General features: G+C 69.6%; 15 protein-coding genes and 1 pseudogene. 10 read left to right on the forward strand and 6 right to left on the reverse strand.

The features are described from left to right. From ACLBX8_RS20445 to ACLBX8_RS20465, 5 genes and pseudogenes are all read right to left on the reverse strand, one after another. A pseudogene (locus ACLBX8_RS20445) lies at positions 1 to 458 on the reverse strand (hypothetical protein); the annotation flags it as partial. A gap of 78 nt (positions 459 to 536) precedes the next feature. Further along, positions 537 to 1,529, reverse strand: coding sequence for a nickel/cobalt transporter (locus ACLBX8_RS20450; RefSeq protein ID WP_056533891.1), 993 nt, complete (start codon positions 1,527 to 1,529; stop codon positions 537 to 539). After that, positions 1,520 to 2,194, reverse strand: a complete 675-nt coding sequence (locus ACLBX8_RS20455; RefSeq protein WP_091927041.1) for a DUF1007 family protein — start codon at positions 2,192 to 2,194, stop codon at positions 1,520 to 1,522. Before ACLBX8_RS20455 ends, ACLBX8_RS20450 begins: the two co-directional genes overlap by 10 nt. Positions 2,195 to 2,305: 111 nt before the next feature. Beyond that, positions 2,306 to 3,211 (reverse strand): amino acid ABC transporter substrate-binding protein, encoded by a 906-nt coding sequence (locus tag ACLBX8_RS20460; protein ID WP_447715674.1) that lies wholly within the window; start codon positions 3,209 to 3,211, stop codon positions 2,306 to 2,308. Between the two features lie 124 nt (positions 3,212 to 3,335). Beyond that, entirely contained in the window at positions 3,336 to 4,616 is a 1,281-nt protein-coding gene (locus ACLBX8_RS20465; RefSeq protein WP_026605096.1) for a dicarboxylate/amino acid:cation symporter, read from the reverse strand. A gap of 242 nt (positions 4,617 to 4,858) precedes the next feature. On the opposite strand from ACLBX8_RS20465, the gene ACLBX8_RS20470 reads away from it, so the two are divergent. From ACLBX8_RS20470 to ACLBX8_RS20515, 10 genes are all read left to right on the forward strand, one after another. Continuing rightward, complete coding sequence (locus tag ACLBX8_RS20470; RefSeq protein WP_020094234.1) at positions 4,859 to 5,776, forward strand: branched-chain amino acid ABC transporter permease; 918 nt, start codon at positions 4,859 to 4,861, stop codon at positions 5,774 to 5,776. Then, on the forward strand, positions 5,776 to 7,170 hold the full coding sequence (livM, locus tag ACLBX8_RS20475) for a high-affinity branched-chain amino acid ABC transporter permease LivM (protein ID WP_020094233.1): 1,395 nt from the start codon (positions 5,776 to 5,778) through the stop codon (positions 7,168 to 7,170). Before ACLBX8_RS20470 ends, livM begins: the two co-directional genes overlap by 1 nt. After that, positions 7,170 to 8,060: an ABC transporter ATP-binding protein gene (locus ACLBX8_RS20480; protein ID WP_056533897.1), complete on the forward strand. Its 891-nt coding sequence runs from the start codon at positions 7,170 to 7,172 to the stop codon at positions 8,058 to 8,060. The genes livM and ACLBX8_RS20480 overlap by 1 nt, the downstream gene beginning before the upstream one ends. Further along, positions 8,057 to 8,854, forward strand: a complete 798-nt coding sequence (locus ACLBX8_RS20485) for an ABC transporter ATP-binding protein (protein ID WP_447699689.1) — start codon at positions 8,057 to 8,059, stop codon at positions 8,852 to 8,854. Before ACLBX8_RS20480 ends, ACLBX8_RS20485 begins: the two co-directional genes overlap by 4 nt. Positions 8,855 to 9,026: 172 nt before the next feature. Next, positions 9,027 to 9,395 carry a DUF6867 family protein gene (locus tag ACLBX8_RS20490; protein ID WP_026605095.1) on the forward strand — a complete coding sequence of 123 codons (369 nt, stop codon included), beginning with the start codon at positions 9,027 to 9,029 and terminating at the stop codon, positions 9,393 to 9,395. Between the two features lie 49 nt (positions 9,396 to 9,444). Continuing rightward, the gene (locus ACLBX8_RS20495) at positions 9,445 to 10,566 is read left to right on the forward strand and encodes a branched-chain amino acid ABC transporter substrate-binding protein (protein ID WP_020094229.1); all 1,122 of its coding nucleotides are present in this window, start codon (positions 9,445 to 9,447) and stop codon (positions 10,564 to 10,566) included. A 391-nt stretch (positions 10,567 to 10,957) separates the two neighbouring features. Next, positions 10,958 to 11,881, forward strand: a complete 924-nt coding sequence (locus ACLBX8_RS20500; protein WP_447699687.1) for an amino acid ABC transporter substrate-binding protein — start codon at positions 10,958 to 10,960, stop codon at positions 11,879 to 11,881. 89 nt (positions 11,882 to 11,970) lie between these two features. Beyond that, complete coding sequence (locus ACLBX8_RS20505; RefSeq protein ID WP_100252439.1) at positions 11,971 to 12,693, forward strand: amino acid ABC transporter permease; 723 nt, start codon at positions 11,971 to 11,973, stop codon at positions 12,691 to 12,693. Positions 12,694 to 12,749: 56 nt separating this feature from the next. Continuing rightward, entirely contained in the window at positions 12,750 to 13,442 is a 693-nt protein-coding gene (locus ACLBX8_RS20510; protein WP_100252438.1) for an amino acid ABC transporter permease, read from the forward strand. 152 nt (positions 13,443 to 13,594) lie between these two features. Continuing rightward, a complete protein-coding gene (locus ACLBX8_RS20515) occupies positions 13,595 to 14,323 on the forward strand; it encodes an amino acid ABC transporter ATP-binding protein (protein WP_447699701.1) in 729 nt (242 codons plus the stop codon). Positions 14,324 to 14,333: 10 nt separating this feature from the next. On the opposite strand, the gene ACLBX8_RS20520 is transcribed toward ACLBX8_RS20515, so the two are convergent. Continuing rightward, positions 14,334 to 15,353: a gamma carbonic anhydrase family protein gene (locus ACLBX8_RS20520; RefSeq protein ID WP_020094224.1), complete on the reverse strand. Its 1,020-nt coding sequence runs from the start codon at positions 15,351 to 15,353 to the stop codon at positions 14,334 to 14,336. Positions 15,354 to 15,488: the final 135 nt, after the last annotated feature.

Here is a 15,488-nt window from a genome sequence, read left to right on the forward strand (position 1 = left end):
GCCGCCTGCGCGCGCGCCCCGCCCCGCCACGCGGCCGCGCGGGCCGCCGCCTGGGCCGCGGGCCAGTCCGGCGCGCCGGAGCAGGCTTCCGCGTCCTCGACCATCCCGGCGACCGCGCAGAGCGGCGCCAGAATGCGGCGGACGCTCTCCAGCGCCAGCTGCCGGGTGCGGGCGGCCTCGATCTCCGCCGTGTCGGCGCTGCCCGACAGGCGCAGGACGAAGGCCATCAGCTGCGGCCGCACCTCGTCCGGCATGGCGTCGTTGAGCCCGAGGGCGTAGGCGGCGGCCGGCCGCGAGAAGCAGGGTGGGCAGTCCGCGCTGGAGCGGATCGCCCGGTAGGGCAGGCCCGCGGCCACCATCGCGGCCTCGTTGATGCAGGTCCCGCCGTCTGGCCCGGGGAAGGGATGCGATCCGGCGAGCAGACGCCAGTTCAGGATCGTCGCGAAGTCGGGATGCATCGGCGCGCGCTCCGTCTCGGTCGCGCAGCGTGGCACGCCGCGCCCCGGAAGGCGAGGCCCTTCAGCCGCCGAGGTCCTTCAGCCGCCGAGGCCCGGGGCGAGGCCCGAGAGCATCGCGGCGCCCAGGACCAGCACGAAGGCGGCGGCGACGAGTTCGAGGCCACCGAGCGCCAGGAGGCCGGCCTGTCCCCGTCCGCCCGCGAGGCGCAGCGCCACCCGCTTGGCGAAGACCGCGAGGCAGGCCAGGGCCGTCGTGGTCAGCGCGGTGCCGAGCGCCATCGCCAGGACCGCCAACACGCCCGCGCCGGGCACGCCCTGCGACACCGCGAAGACGAGGACCAGCACGGCGCCGGCGCAGGGGCGTGTCCCCGCCGCCAGCACCACCCCGGCCCGCTCGCGCCACGTGTCGAGGGTGTCGAGGGCCTGCGGTTCCGGCAGGTGGCTGCAGCCCGGGCCGCAGCCCGCGCCGAGATTGGCGAGGCGACCGGCTTTGCGCCACGTCAGGACCAGCCCGATCAGGGCGACGAGGGCGAAGCTCACGGTCTCGATCAGGGTGCCGGCCCGGGTGATGCTCGCCGCCGTGGCGTTGAGGACCAGCGTGCCGAGGCCGACGATCGCCCCGGCCACGCAGGCCTGGAGCAGCGCGGCGCAGACGCTCAGCGCGGCGCCGCGCCGGAGCGCCCGCTCCCCAGCCAGGATGTAGCCGGCGATCACCGCCTTGCCGTGGCCCGGGCCGGCGGCGTGGAACACGCCGTACGCGAAGGCGAGGCCGATCAGCGGGGTCCAGCTGCCGCCGCCCCGCAGCGCGCTCACCGCGGCGTTGAGGCTGCGGGAGAAGCTCGCCTGCAGCGCCAGGATGACGCCGCCGAGACCCGTGGCGGCCGGCGCGGCCTCGCGGAAGCCGATCCCGAAGGGCGAGCGCGGCGGCGGCGCGGCGAGGCCGGGCGCGACCAGCCACGCGATCGCGGCCGCGAGCAGCGCGGCCAGCGCGATGGCCGCGGCCATGAGGCCGAGCCTCAGCCCCAGCCGTCCCGCCCCGGCGGGGGCGACGATCCCGATGCCTACGGACATGCCACGAGAACCCGGCTGGCGAACTGCACCCCGTAGGTCGAGGCGGCGGTGAGCGCCTCGAAGAAGGCCTCGGTCATGCCCGGCGACCCGGCATCGGCCGTCTTCGGCTGCTCGGTCTTCGGCCGGGTGACCGTGGCGGCGCAGCCCTGGGGCGCACCCGCGAGGGTGGCGGCGTCCGCGCCCTCGGCGAACGAGAAGGCGACGAAGTAGGTCGGGTCGTAGACCTCCAGCGCGGCGACCCCCCGCCCCTGCTGGACCGGGGTCTTCAGGGGCAGCAGGAAGGTCATGACCAGCGCCCGGTCGTCCATGTGCGCCGCCGGCTCCTTCGGATCGCCGAAGGCCTGCTCCTTGCCGCCGACCTTCAGCTTCGTGAAGTAGCCGAACTCGGCGAGGTTGGCGGTGTTCTCGGCGGCGAGCCCGGCGAGCTCCTCCGGGCTGAGCTTGCCGTCCTTGTTGGTATCGAGGCCCTGCGTGACGAAGGCCGTATACTCGGGATCGAAGCTCCACGTGTCGCGGACGCCGACGAGCTTGCCGTCCGCGTAGACGAGCTGCGCCTTGGCGGTCACCCAGACGTGCGGGTGGGCGGAGGCCGCCGAGGCGGCGCAGCCGAGGGCGGCGGCCAGCGCCAGGGCGAGCGGTTTCGGGCAGGGCGCGGCGATCAGCATGGACGGTGGCACGCTCGCGGCGGGAGGGAAGCGATCAGGTCGCGTCTTCCTCGCGTGCCGGTTGGGCGAAAGCGAGGCGCCGTCCGGTCGTCGCGCCTGTCCCCGCGCCGGTCACTCGCCCCCGTCGAGACCCATCAGCTGGAAGCTGACCCGCAGGTCGTTCGACATCGGGATGTCCAGGCGTTCGCCGTTGGGCAGGCGCTTGAGGAACCAGCGCTCGTAGGTCCAGCGCAGCGCCCGCAACTCGGCGAGCCGCGTGAAGGTCTGCTGCACGAGGCCGGCGAGTTCCGGATCGTCCTTGCGGAACATGATGCCGTAGGGCTCGTAGGAGAGCTTGTCGGGCAGCACCGTGTAGTTCGCCCCGTCCTTCGCGTCCGTGGCGATCAGCCCGTAGAGCAGCACGTCGTCGGTGGCGAAGGCGTCGGCCTTGCCGGCCTTGACCATCGCGTAGGAGGCGGCGTGGTCGGGCGCCGTCACCACCTGCGCGTCGATCTTCAGGCGGACGAACTGGTCGCGCACGGCCTTCTCGTTGGTGGTGCCGGCCGTGACCACCACGATCTTCCCGCCGAGATCCCGGTAGGAGGCGATGCCCGATCCGCGCTTCACCAGCAGCTGCGTCGCGCTGATGTAGTCCACGGGCGAGAACGCGACCTGCTTGCGGCGCTCGGCATTGGCGGTGGTCGAGCCGCATTCGAGGTCGATCTTGCCGGCGGTCACCGCCGCGATGCGCGTCTCGGCGGTGACCGGCTCGTAGCGGATCTTCACCGGCCGGCCGATCGCCGCCTGGACGTCGTCGGCGATCTCGTTGCAGAGGTCGATGGCGTAGCCGATCGGTCGGGGGCTCCCGTCCGACTGCTTGCCCTCCACGAAGGAGAACGGCACCGAGCTCTCCCGGTAGCCGAGGACGATCTCTCCGCGCTCGGCGACGCTCCTGAGTGTCCCGGTGAGCACCTCGACGGCGGAGGCGGGCGTCGCCGCCAGCGCCAGCGCCAGAACCGCGACGAGCCGCATCGTCATCACTCCGCCTCCGAAGGGCACCGAACAAGCCACGCCGCGATTCAGGGCACCCGTGAGAGCGCTCATGAGAGCGGCCGTCCTGCGCCCGCCATCGCGGCGCGCGCAGATTTCCCCGGACCGGCCCCTACTCCGCGGGCGAGGCCACCGTGCCGACATGGTCGAGGCGCTGGTCGGTGGTGCTGAGCTGGCCCTCCCACTTGGCGACCGCCACGGTGGCGACGCTGTTGCCGAGCACGTTGGTGGCCGACCGGCCCATGTCGAGGAACTGGTCGATCCCGATGATCAGCAGCAGCCCGGCCTCCGGGATGTTGAAGTGCGACAGCGTCGCCGAGATCACCACCAGCGAGGCGCGCGGCACGCCGGCCATGCCCTTCGAGGTCACCATCAGCAGGAGCAGCATCGTGAGCTGCTGGCCCCAGCTCAGCGGGATGTTGTAGGCCTGCGCGATGAACATCACCGCGAAGGTGCAGTACATCATCGAGCCGTCGAGATTGAACGAGTAGCCCATCGGCAGCACGAACGAGGTGATCCGGTTCGGCACCCCGAACTTCTCCAGGTTCGAGAGCATCTTGGGGTAGGCGGCCTCGCTCGACGCCGTCGAGAAGGCCAGCACGAAGGGCTCCTTGATCAGGTTGAACAGGCGCATGATGCCGCCGCCCCCGAGCAGCAGGAAGCCGACGCCCATCAGCAGCGTCCAGAGCACGCCGAGGCTGATGTAGAACTCCACGAGGAACTTGCCGTAGGTCACGAGCACGCCGATGCCCTGCGTGGTGATCGTCGCCGCGATGGCGGCGAACACCGCCACGGGGGCGAACATCATCACGTAGCCCGTCACCTTGAGCATGACGTCGGCGATGCCCTCGATGCCCTGCGCGAGCAGGCGGCCCTTCTCGCCGAGGGCGGCGAGGCCCACGCCGAAGAAGATCGAGAAGACCACGATCTGCAGGATCTCGTTGTTGGCCATGGCCTCGACGGCGCTCTTCGGCACGAGGTGCGTGACGAACTCCTTGAGCGAGAGCGAGGCCGCCTTGAGCCCGGTGCCGGCCCCGGCATCGGGCAGCGGCAGGTTCAGGTTGTGGCCGGGCTGCATCAGGTTGACCATGATGAGGCCGAGCATCAGAGAGCAGAACGAGGCGCCGACGAACCAGAGCAGCGCCTTGCCGCCGACCCGGCCGACCGAGGCGGTATCCCCGAGATGGGCGATGCCGACGACCAGCGTGGAGAAGACCAGCGGCGCGATGATCATCTTGATCAGGCGGAGGAACACGTCGGAGACCAGCGCGATGTAGCCGGCGATCTCCTTGGCGGTCTGCGGATCGGGCCAGGTGATGCTGCAGGCGTAGCCCACGGCGATGCCGAGGAGCATGCCGATGAAGATCATCGTCGTGAGTCGCGACCCTGCCATCGGTACTGCTCCTCGCCTGGGCCCGGGATGATCGAGCATTGCAATTCGTTAACGTGTCGCAGGAACTGCGCCACACGCAAGCCCGGCCAGGGGGCGTTACTGGCGTGGTCGACTGTTTTCACGCGACGCTCGGGCGGCGATGAAACCGGTGGCCGGTGTGCTACGGCTGCGGTACGAGACTTGCCCCGCCAAGCTGCCTGCGCTCTCCGTAGGCGGCCCAAGCAACCTGCGCGCGAGAGTTCATGGACGTCTTCGTACAGCAGCTCATCAACGGGCTGACGCTCGGCTCGATCTACGGCCTGATCGCGATCGGCTACACGATGGTGTTCGGCATCATCGGCATGGTGAACTTCGCCCACGGCGACGTCTTCATGGTCTCCTGCTTCATCGCGCTCATCACCTTCCTGCTGCTGACGGTCTGGCTCGGGGTCAGCTCCATCGCGCTGGCTTTCCTGGTGGTGCTGGTGGTCGCCATGGTGCTGACCGCCCTGTGGGGCTGGGCGATCGAGCGGGTGGCCTACCGGCCGCTGCGCGGCTCGTTCCGCCTCGCGCCGCTGATCTCGGCGATCGGCGTCTCGATCTTCCTGTCGAACTTCGTGCAGGTCGTGCAGGGCGCGCGCAACAAGCCGACCCCGCCGATGCTGTCGGGCGGCATCACGCTGTTCGAGCGCGACGGCTACGCGGTGTTCCTGGCCTGGAAGCAGGTGCTGATCATGGCGGTGACCGCCGTGCTGCTCACCGGCTTCTGGTACCTCGTGCAGCGCACGCCCTTCGGCCGGGCGCAGCGCGCCTGCGAGCAGGACCGCAAGATGGCGGCGCTGCTCGGCATCGACGTGGACCGCACGATCTCGCTGACCTTCGTGCTCGGCGCCGCGCTCGCGGCCGTCGCGGGCGTCCTCTACCTCATGTACTACGGCGTCGTGTCCTTCTCGGACGGGTTCGTGCCCGGCGTGAAGGCGTTCACGGCGGCGGTGCTCGGCGGCATCGGCTCGCTGCCCGGCGCCGTGCTCGGCGGCCTGATCATAGGCCTGATCGAGACCTTCTGGTCGGCCTATTTCTCCATCGAGTACAAGGACGTCGCCGCCTTCTCGATCCTGGCGATCGTGCTGATCTTCATGCCGTCGGGCATCCTGGGCCGGCCCGAGGTCGAGAAAGTCTGATGGCCGCCTCGCAGAACGCTCTCCCCGGCTCCGCGATGGCCGGCATCCTGCGCGACGCCGCCCTCTATGCCCTCGTCACCTTCGGCCTCTGCGTCCCGATCATCGCCTACCGGACCGATCCCGGGCCTGGGAGCGAGCTGGTGCTCGTGCCGCGCTGGGGGCTGGTGGCGGCGCTCTGCGCGGCGATCTTCGTGCTGCGCCTCGTCCAGCGCCTCGTGCTGCTGCGCCGCGACGCGCGGCGGGCGCTGACCCCCTCCCCGGCCCAGGCCACCGAGGCGGTGCACGGCGAGCCCGATGCCGGGCAGAAGACCTCGAAGGTCGGTCTCTGGCTGTTCATCTTCGTCGCGCTGACCCTGCCGATGATCTCCGCGCTGGCGACCGGCGGCCTGTCCTCGGCCCGCTACTGGATCGACCTCGGCATCCTGATCCTGACCTACGTCATGCTCGGCTGGGGCCTGAACATCGTGGTCGGCCTCGCGGGCCTGCTCGACCTCGGCTACGTCGCCTTCTACGCGGTCGGGGCCTATTCCTACGCGCTGCTGTCGACGACCTTCGGCCTGTCGTTCTGGGTCTGCCTGCCGCTGGCGGGCCTGTTCGCCGGCCTGTGGGGCATGATCCTCGGCTTCCCGGTGCTGCGCCTGCGCGGCGACTACCTCGCCATCGTCACCCTGGCCTTCGGCGAGATCATCCGCCTGGTCCTGATCAACTGGACCGACGTCACCGGCGGCGGGGCCGGCATCTCGTCGATCCCGCGGGCGACCTTCTTCGGCATCCCGTTCACGGCGGGCGAGGGCGGGTTCGCCGCCACCTTCGGCATCCCGTACGACTCGATGCACCGGCTGATCTTCCTGTACTACCTGATCCTCGGGCTGGCCCTGATCACCAACTTCGTCACCCTGCGCCTGCGCCGCCTGCCGATCGGGCGGGCCTGGGAGGCCCTGCGCGAGGACGAGATCGCCTGCCGCTCGCTCGGCATCGACACCACCGCCACGAAGCTCACGGCCTTCGCGCTGGGCGCGGCCTTCGGGGGCTTCGCCGGCTCGTTCTTCGCCGTGCGCCAGGGCTTCATCAGCCCGGAGAGCTTCAACTTCCTGGAGAGCGCCATCATCCTGGCGATCGTCGTCCTCGGCGGCATGGGCAGCCAGGTTGGCGTCGCGATCGCCGCGGTGGCGATGGTCGGCGGGCCGGAGATGCTGCGCAACCTCGGGTTCCTGAAGGCCGTGTTCGGCGAGGGCTTCGACCCGAGCGAGTACCGGCTGCTGCTGTTCGGGCTCGCCATGGTCGCCATGATGGTCTGGCGGCCGCGCGGCCTGATCTCGGAGCGGATGCCGTCCGTGTCGCTCGGCCAGCGGCGCGCGGTCTCGGGCGCCCATGTCAGCGAGGGGCACGGCTGATGGCGACGTCCCCCCTCCCTCCGCCGGTGCTCACGGTCGAGCACTTGACCATGCGGTTCGGCGGCCTCACCGCCGTCTCCGACCTGTCCTTCGAGGCGCGCCGCGGCGACATCACCGCGCTGATCGGCCCGAACGGGGCCGGCAAGACCACGGTGTTCAACTGCATCACCGGCTTCTACAAGCCCACCGAGGGCATGCTGACGCTGGCCCACGCCGACGGCACGGCGCACCTGCTGGAGCGGCTTCCGAACCACAAGGTGAACCGCACCGCGCGGGTTGCCCGCACCTTCCAGAACATCCGCCTGTTCCAGGGCATGACCGTTCTGGAGAACCTGCTCGTCGCCCAGCACGCGCCGCTGATGCGGGCCTCGGGCTACACGATCCTCGGGCTGCTCGGCCTCAAGACCTACCGGGACGCGCAGGCCGCGGCGATCGAGCGGGCCAAGGCCTGGCTCGAGCGCATCGACCTGATGAAGCGGGCGGATGATCCGGCGGGCGCCCTGCCCTACGGCGCGCAGCGGCGCCTGGAGATCGCCCGGGCGATGTGCACCGACCCGGTGCTGCTCTGCCTCGACGAGCCGGCGGCCGGCCTCAACCCGCGGGAATCGGCCGAGCTGAACGGCCTCCTGCGCCACATCCGCGACGAGCACGACACCTCGGTGCTGCTGATCGAGCACGACATGTCGGTGGTGATGGAGATCTCCGACCACGTGGTCGTGCTCGATTACGGCGTGAAGATCGCCGACGGCTCCCCCGCCGATGTGCGGGCCGACCCGAAGGTGATCGCCGCCTATCTCGGCGTCGAGGACGAGGAGGTCGAGGCCGTGGAGGCCGAGGTCGGGATCACCGTGCCGCACGGGGACGCGGCGCACACGGGAGCGTCGGCATGAGCGTCGCCGGCATCAACGTCCTCGTCGAGGAGACGCGGGCGATCCAGGCGGGACGGAAGCCGCCGCTCCTCGCGGTGCGCGACGTCTCGACCTATTACGGCAGCGTCGCGGCCCTGCGCGGGGTCGACCTCGACGTGGCCGAGGGCGAGATCGTCACGCTGATCGGCGCCAACGGCGCCGGCAAGTCGACCCTGATGATGACGATCTTCGGCAGCCCCCAGGCGCGCTCGGGGACGATCACCTACGACGGCCGCGACATCACCCGGATGCCGACCCACGCGATCGCCCGGCTCGGCATCGCCCAGTCGCCGGAGGGGCGCCGGGTCTTCCCGCGCATGACCGTCTACGAGAACCTCCAGATGGGCGCCGCGCTCCATGACGGGCGCTTCTTCGCCGAGGATCTGGAGAAGGTCTGCACCCTGTTCCCGCGGGTGAAGGAGCGCCTCAACCAGCGCGCCGGCACCATGTCGGGCGGCGAGCAGCAGATGCTGGCCATCGCCCGGGCGCTGATGAGCCGCCCGCGGCTGCTGCTGCTCGACGAGCCGTCGCTCGGCCTCGCGCCGCTCGTGGTGAAGGGCATCTTCGACGCGATCCGGGAGCTGAACCGGACCGACGGCATGACGATCTTCCTCGTCGAGCAGAACGCCTACCACGCCCTCAAGCTCGCCCATCGCGGCTACGTGCTGGTCAACGGGCGGGTCACGATGAGCGGGACGGGTCGGGCGCTGCTCGACGATCCGAACGTCCAGGCCGCCTACCTGGAGGGGGGGCATGCCGGCCCGGTCGGGGCATGATGCCGTTTTCGGTTGAAGCCATTGGCATCCCCGTCTTTGCGAGCGGAGCGAAGCAATCCAGGGCGGCGCCCCACCTTTCGAGGCTGCGCTCCCCTGGGTCACCTCGCTGCGCTCGCGATGACGGCGAGGGGCGCGTTAACCGAAGCAATCGACCGGACATCACATGAGCGTGCTGCAGGGGATCCTGTACGAGGAGCCGTCGGCCTGGCTGTTCCTGCTGGTGACCGTCGTGATGGGCGGGTGGGCCGGATGGATGGCCGCCCGCGGCATCGCCCGGGGCTGGCGGCCGTTCTGGCAATGCGCCCTGGCGCTGCTTCTGGTGGCAGCCGCCGTGCGCTTCATTCACTACGCCCTGTTTTCGGGCACCCTGCTGTCGCTGCACTACTATGCGGTCGACGCGGTCATCGTCATGATCATCGGCGCTGCGGGCTTCCGCTACACGCGGACGCGCCAGATGACGAGCCAGTACCGCTGGCTCTACGAGAAGACCTCACCGCTGACATGGCGCGCACGGGCGCCCGCGGCCGGCGAGGTCCGATGAGTGCGGCCGGATCCGCACGTGCGGTCCTGACACTTAGGGGAAGTACGCGATGAGATCGATTCTGCTGGCCGGGCTCGCCCTCGGCGCGATGGCGGCGGCCGCCCAGGCCGCCGAGGTGAAGCTCGGCGTCGCCGCGCCGATCACCGGCAACAGCGCCGCCATCGGCGCGCAGCTCAAGAACGGCGCGAGCCAGGCGGTCGAGGACCTCAACAAGGCCGGCACGCTGAAGGGCACGACGCTGACCGTCACGGTCGGCGACGACGCCTCCGACCCGAAGCAGGGCGTCTCGGTGGCCAACAAGTTCGCCAGCGACGGCGTGAAGATGGTCGTCGGCGACTACAACTCGGGCGTGTCGATCCCGGCCTCCGACGTCTACCTGGACGCCGGCATCATCCAGGTCACGCCGGCCTCCACGAACGTGAAGTTCACCGAGCGCGGGATGTGGAACACGTTCCGCACCTGCGGCCGCGACGACCAGCAGGGTGCCGTCGCCGGCAACTACCTGGCCGATCACTTCAAGGGCAAGAAGGTCGCCTTCGTCCACGACAAGACCCCCTACGGAAAGGGGCTGGCCGACGAGACGCTGAAGGCCTTCAAGGCCAAGGGCGGCAAGGAGGTCATGTCCGAGGGCATCAACCCGGGCGAGAAGGACTACTCGGCGCTCGTCTCCAAGCTGAAGTCCGCCAACGTCGACGTCGTCTATTTCGGTGGCTACTACACCGAGGCCGGGCTGATCCTGCGCCAGATGCGCGATCAGGGCCTGAAGGCGCCGATGATGGGCGGCGACGGCATGGTCGATCGCGAGCTGGTCGCGATCGCCGGTCCCGCGGCCGAGGGCACGCTGACCACCTTCCCGCCGGACGCCCGCAAGAATCCGAACGCCAAGGCGGCGCTCGCCGCCTTCAAGGCCAAGAACATCGATCCCGAGGGCTACACGCTCTACTCCTACGCGGCCGTGCAGGTCCTGGCCAAGGCGATGGCCGAGACAGGCTCCAGCGACGGCAAGAAGCTCGCCGAATGGCTGCACCAGGGCAAGCCGGTGGACACGGTGGTCGGCCCGATCGCCTACGACAAGAAGGGCGACATCACCCGGCCCGACTACGTCATGTACGAGTGGAAGAAGGGACCCGACGGCAAGATCGACTACAGCGGCAATGAGCTGACGAAGTAAGCCGCGGTCACGAACCGGGATTTCAGTCCGACGCCGCCTCCCGATACCGCGGGGGGCGGCGTCGTCGTTTTCTATACCGTGGATTCGTCAGCTTTCCGGGCGGATCCGTCCTCCGCACCGCGTGCGTACGCCTAAGAAGTGTGCATGATGCCGCCGGCGCGAGCGTGAGGCCGGCTCAGCGCTTGGGAGGAGGCCATGAGGACGGCAGGGACCGCATCTGCGGACGTGCGCAGAGGCTTGGCCGCAACTTGTCCGTACTCAGCCGCAGGCTCGCGCGGCGCATCGCGCTTTCTCCCGGCACCATCATTGCAAAGGCGTCGCCCGAGCGGGCGGGCCCGCGTACCCCGCCGCCGGCCGATGTCGTTCGGCCCGATCCAGGAGTTCCGTACCGATGCAGTCTGATATCGCTCGCCGCGGCGCCGCCGCGGCGCTGGGCCTGACCCTCGTCCTCGCTCCGATGAGCGTCGGGGCGCAGGAGCTGACCGGCACCCTCAAGAAGGTGAAGGACGCCAACGCCATCGTCATCGGCTACCGCGACGCCTCCGTGCCGTTCTCGTATCTCGGCGCCGATCAGAAGCCGATCGGCTACGCGATGGACATCTGCTACAAGATCGCCGACGCCGTGAAGGCCAAGCTCAACCTCCCGAACCTCGAGGTGAAGCTCAACCCGGTCACCTCCGCCACCCGCATCCCGCTGATGGCGAACGGCACGATCGATCTCGAGTGCGGCTCGACCACCAACAACGCCGAGCGCGAGAAGCAGGTGTGGTTCACCAACTCGCACTTCCTGACCGCGACCCGCTACGTCTCGAAGAAGTCGGCCAACCTGCACACGATCGAGGACCTGAAGGGCAAGACCGTCGTGTCGACCTCGGGCACCACGAACATCAAGCAGATCAACGAGGCCAACACGGAGCGCAAGCTCGGCCTGACGATCCTGCCGGCCAAGGACCACGCCGAGGCGTTCCTGATGGTCGAGACCGGCCGCGCCGCCGCCTTCGTGATGGATGACGTGCTGCTCGCCTCGCTCGCCGCCTCGTCGAAGGACCCCTCCGCCTACGAGATCTCCACCGAGGCCCTGTCGAAGCCCGAGCCCTACGGCATCATGCTCCGCAAGGACGACACGGAGTTCAAGAAGGTCGCGGACGACGCTACCGCCAAGCTCTACACGAGCCCCGAGGGCAAGGCCCTCTACGAGAAGTGGTTCACCCAGCCGATCCCGCCGCGCAACATCAATCTCAACCTGCCGATGAGCGCGGAGATGAAGAAGCAGTTCACGACCCCGATCTCGAGCCCCGATCCGGCGGCCTACTGAGACCCGTTCGGTCCGGTTTCATGCCATGATGCGCATCGCGGGCTCCGGCCCGCGGTGCGTCTCTATAAGTTCAAAGTAGAAGCGGCGCGATGAACTACAACTGGAACTGGCGGATCTTCTTCGACGCCTCGCCGGAGGGCAACGGCACGTATCTCGACATGCTGCTCTCGGGGCTCATGTGGACGATCACGACCGCGCTCTGCTCCTGGGTGATCGCCTTCTTCCTGGGCTCCCTGATCGGCGTGATGCGCACCCTGCCGTCGAAGCCCGCGAACGCGATCGGCACGGCCTATGTCGAGCTGTTCCGCAACGTGCCGCTGCTGGTGCAGATGTTCCTCTGGTACTTCGTGCTGCCCGAAGTGGTCCCGACCCGGATCGGCGACGCGATCAAGCAATTGCCGGACGCGCCGTTCTACACGGCGGTGGTCTGCCTCGGCTTCTTCACCGCGTCGCGCGTGGCCGAGCAGGTCCGCGCCGGCATCCAGTCGCTGCCGCGGGGCCAGCGCATGGCCGGCACTGCCATGGGCTTCACGACCTATCAGACCTACCGCTACGTGCTGCTGCCCAACGCCTACCGGATCATCCTGCCGCCGATGACCTCGGAATTTCTCAACAATCTCAAGAACACGTCGGTGGCGCTGACCATCGGCCTGCTGGAACTGACCGCCCGGGCCCGCTCGATGCAGGAATTCTCGTTCCAGGTGTTCGAGGCCTTCACGGCCGCGACGATCCTCTACGTGATCATCAACCTCGTGGTCGTCACGGCGGCGACCTTCCTGGAGAAGGCGGTCGCCATCCCCGGCCAGCGCTGAGGGCCGCCCGCTTCCGCTCCGCCACCCCGCCCGACGGCCACCGGTAACAGGCCCCGATGCTCTCGAATTTCGACTTCTCCGTCATCGTCTCGTCCCTGCCCTACCTGTTCGGTCAGGGCATGGTCTTCACCGTGACGCTCACCGCCATGGCCGCCGTGGGCGGCGTCATCATCGGCACGCTGCTGGCGATGGCGCGGCTCTCGGGCATTCCCGGCCTGTGGCACGTCGCCAAGGGCTACGTCGAGCTCTGCCGCTCGCTGCCGCTGGTTCTGGTGATCTTCTGGTTCTACTTCCTGGTGCCGTATATCGGCGCCTACCTGACCGGATCCTCGACGCCGATCCAGGTCGGCGCCTTCCCGTCGGCCCTGATCACCTTCATGGCCTTCGAGGCGGCCTACTTCTCGGAGATCATGCGCGCCGGCATCCAGTCGATCCCGAAGGGTCAGACGGCCGCCGCCCAGGCCCTCGGGATGAACTACTGGCAGACCATGGGCAACGTGATCCTGCCCCAGGCCTTCCGCAACATGCTGCCGCTGCTGCTGACCCAGACCATCATCCTGTTCCAGGACACGTCGCTGGTCTACGTGCTCTCGCTCACCGACTTCATGGGCGCCGCCTCGAAGGTCGCCCAGCGCGACGGCCGTCTCGTCGAGATGTATGTCTTCGCCGCCGTGGTCTATTTTGCGATCTGCTTCTCGGCCTCGTACCTCGTGCGCCGCCTGCAGCGCCGCGTGGCCATCATCCGCTGACCGACACTGGAGACCGTGTCATGACCTCGTCCCCGATGCCGGCCCCCACCGCCGCCGAACCCGTCGCCGATGCCAGCCACGCGCCGAAGGATGCCGGCCTGCAGCCGGGCAGCCTGATCTCCGGCGCCCAGGCGGTGGCCCCCGGCGAGACGATGATCGCCATCGACAACATCAGCAAATGGTACGGCGACTTCCAGGTGCTGACGAACTGCAGCACCCAGGTCGCCAAGGGCGAGGTCGTGGTCGTCTGCGGCCCCTCGGGCTCGGGCAAGTCGACCCTGATCAAGTGCGTCAACGCCCTGGAGCCCTTCCAGAAGGGCCAGATCACGGTGGCCGGCACGAAGGTCGCCGACAGGGCCACCAACCTGCCGAAGCTCCGCTCGCGGGTCGGCATGGTGTTCCAGCACTTCGAGCTGTTCCCGCACCTGTCGATCACCGACAACCTCACCATCGCCCAGCGCAAGGTGCTCGGCCGCAGCGCCGAGGACGCGAAGAAGCGCGGCCTCGACCTGCTCGCCCGCGTCGGTCTGGGCGCCCACGCGAACAAGTTCCCGGGGCAGCTCTCGGGCGGTCAGCAGCAGCGCGTGGCCATCGCCCGGGCGCTCGCCATGAACCCGGTGGTGATGCTGTTCGACGAGCCGACCTCGGCGCTGGACCCCGAGATGGTCGGCGAGGTGCTCGACGTGATGGTGGAGCTCGCCAAGGAGGGCATGACCATGATGGTCGTGACCCACGAGATGGGCTTCGCCCGCAAGGTCGCCGACCGGGTGATCTTCATGGATCGCGGCGAGATCGTCGAGGACGCCCGGAAGGACGAGTTCTTCGGCAGCCCCCGCTCCGAGCGCGCGCAGACCTTCTTGTCGAAGATCTTGCAGCACTGACGGCGGGCCGTCAGGCCAGCGCCTCCTGCGCGGCCCGGTATTCCCGGCCGTGCCGGCAGTAGCCCTCGACGATGCGGATCATCATGGCCCGCTTCTCGGCGTCGAGGGGCCCCAGGATGCGGGCGGGGCGGCCGCCCCAGAGGTAGCCGGCCTCCAGGATCTGCCCGGGATCGGTGGTGGCCCCGGCCGCCAGCATGACGTCGTCGGCGATGAGGGTGCCGGCCGCGATCGTCGCGCCGATGCCGATCAGCGCCCGCGCCCCGATCCGGCAATCGGCGATCCGGACATTGTGGGCGATGGTCGTGTCTCGCCCGATCACCACCCCGTCCGCCCGGGTGCGGATCACCGTGTTGTCCTGGATGTTGGTGTCCGCGCCGACCACGATCGGTCCGACTTCCGCGTTGAGGTCGCAGCAGAACAGCACGCTCGCGCCGGCGCCGAGGCTCACCCGCCCGCGCAGGCGGGCGGTGCGCGCCACGAAGACGCTGTCCTCGACCTCCAGCGCCTCCCCGGCCGGGAGCGCGGGCCCGTCGCCCATCCGCTCGCGCAACCGCTCGGCCCGCTCGGCGACCTCGTCGGATCCGATCGCGCGGCTGGGGCGGGCCGGGCTGCCCGCGTAGGCGAAGCCGCCGGGCAGCGTCGCCCGGGGGAAGACCGTCGCGCCGGCCTCGAGGACCGCGCCGTCGCCGACCTCGGCGCCGTCGAGGATCACCACGTCGTCCTCGACGACGACGTCGGAGCCGAGCGTGCAGGCGTGGACCACGCTGTTGCGCCCGACCGTGACCCGGTCGCCGCACCGGGTGCCGTGCGTCGCGGTGGCGATGTGCACCGTCGAGCGGTGGCCGAGCCAGAAGCGGTCGCCGAGGGTGACGGTCTGGCCGTCCGCGCGAATCACCGCCTCGTCGCCGATCCAGGCCTGCGCGCCGATCCGGGCGGCGCCGATCACCGTGCTGCCGCGGCCGCACCAGACGGGGCGACTGGCGAAGTCCGGCTGCTCGCCGTCGTAGGGCAGGATCAGGTCGGGGGTCACGCGGGTATCCTTCTCCAGCGCCGTCCGGAGCGCGCGGGGACATCCGGACGATGGCGGGCCGCGCGCCGGGCCGGCAGGGCGCGACGGACCGTGTCATATAGAGGCGGGACCGGGTGTGACAGGGACGGGGCTGGT

This window comes from Methylobacterium sp. D48H (genome assembly GCF_053345715.1).

Bases quoted from the DNA above. Each gene is read 5' to 3' on its own strand.
- ACLBX8_RS20495 (WP_020094229.1), top strand. From the start codon at position 9,445: ATGAGATCGATTCTGCTGGCCGGGCTCGCCCTCGGCGCGATGGCGGCG.
- ACLBX8_RS20510 (WP_100252438.1), top strand. From the start codon at position 12,750: ATGCTCTCGAATTTCGACTTCTCCGTCATCGTCTCGTCCCTGCCCTAC.
- ACLBX8_RS20460 (WP_447715674.1), bottom strand. From the start codon at position 3,211: ATGACGATGCGGCTCGTCGCGGTTCTGGCGCTGGCGCTGGCGGCGACG.
- ACLBX8_RS20480 (WP_056533897.1), top strand. From the start codon at position 7,170: ATGGCGACGTCCCCCCTCCCTCCGCCGGTGCTCACGGTCGAGCACTTG.
- ACLBX8_RS20455 (WP_091927041.1), bottom strand. From the start codon at position 2,194: ATGCTGATCGCCGCGCCCTGCCCGAAACCGCTCGCCCTGGCGCTGGCC.
- livM (WP_020094233.1), top strand. From the start codon at position 5,776: ATGGCCGCCTCGCAGAACGCTCTCCCCGGCTCCGCGATGGCCGGCATC.
- ACLBX8_RS20500 (WP_447699687.1), top strand. From the start codon at position 10,958: ATGCAGTCTGATATCGCTCGCCGCGGCGCCGCCGCGGCGCTGGGCCTG.
- ACLBX8_RS20470 (WP_020094234.1), top strand. From the start codon at position 4,859: ATGGACGTCTTCGTACAGCAGCTCATCAACGGGCTGACGCTCGGCTCG.
- ACLBX8_RS20485 (WP_447699689.1), top strand. From the start codon at position 8,057: ATGAGCGTCGCCGGCATCAACGTCCTCGTCGAGGAGACGCGGGCGATC.
- ACLBX8_RS20450 (WP_056533891.1), bottom strand. From the start codon at position 1,529: ATGTCCGTAGGCATCGGGATCGTCGCCCCCGCCGGGGCGGGACGGCTG.
- ACLBX8_RS20505 (WP_100252439.1), top strand. From the start codon at position 11,971: ATGAACTACAACTGGAACTGGCGGATCTTCTTCGACGCCTCGCCGGAG.
- ACLBX8_RS20515 (WP_447699701.1), top strand. From the start codon at position 13,595: ATGATCGCCATCGACAACATCAGCAAATGGTACGGCGACTTCCAGGTG.
- ACLBX8_RS20465 (WP_026605096.1), bottom strand. From the start codon at position 4,616: ATGGCAGGGTCGCGACTCACGACGATGATCTTCATCGGCATGCTCCTC.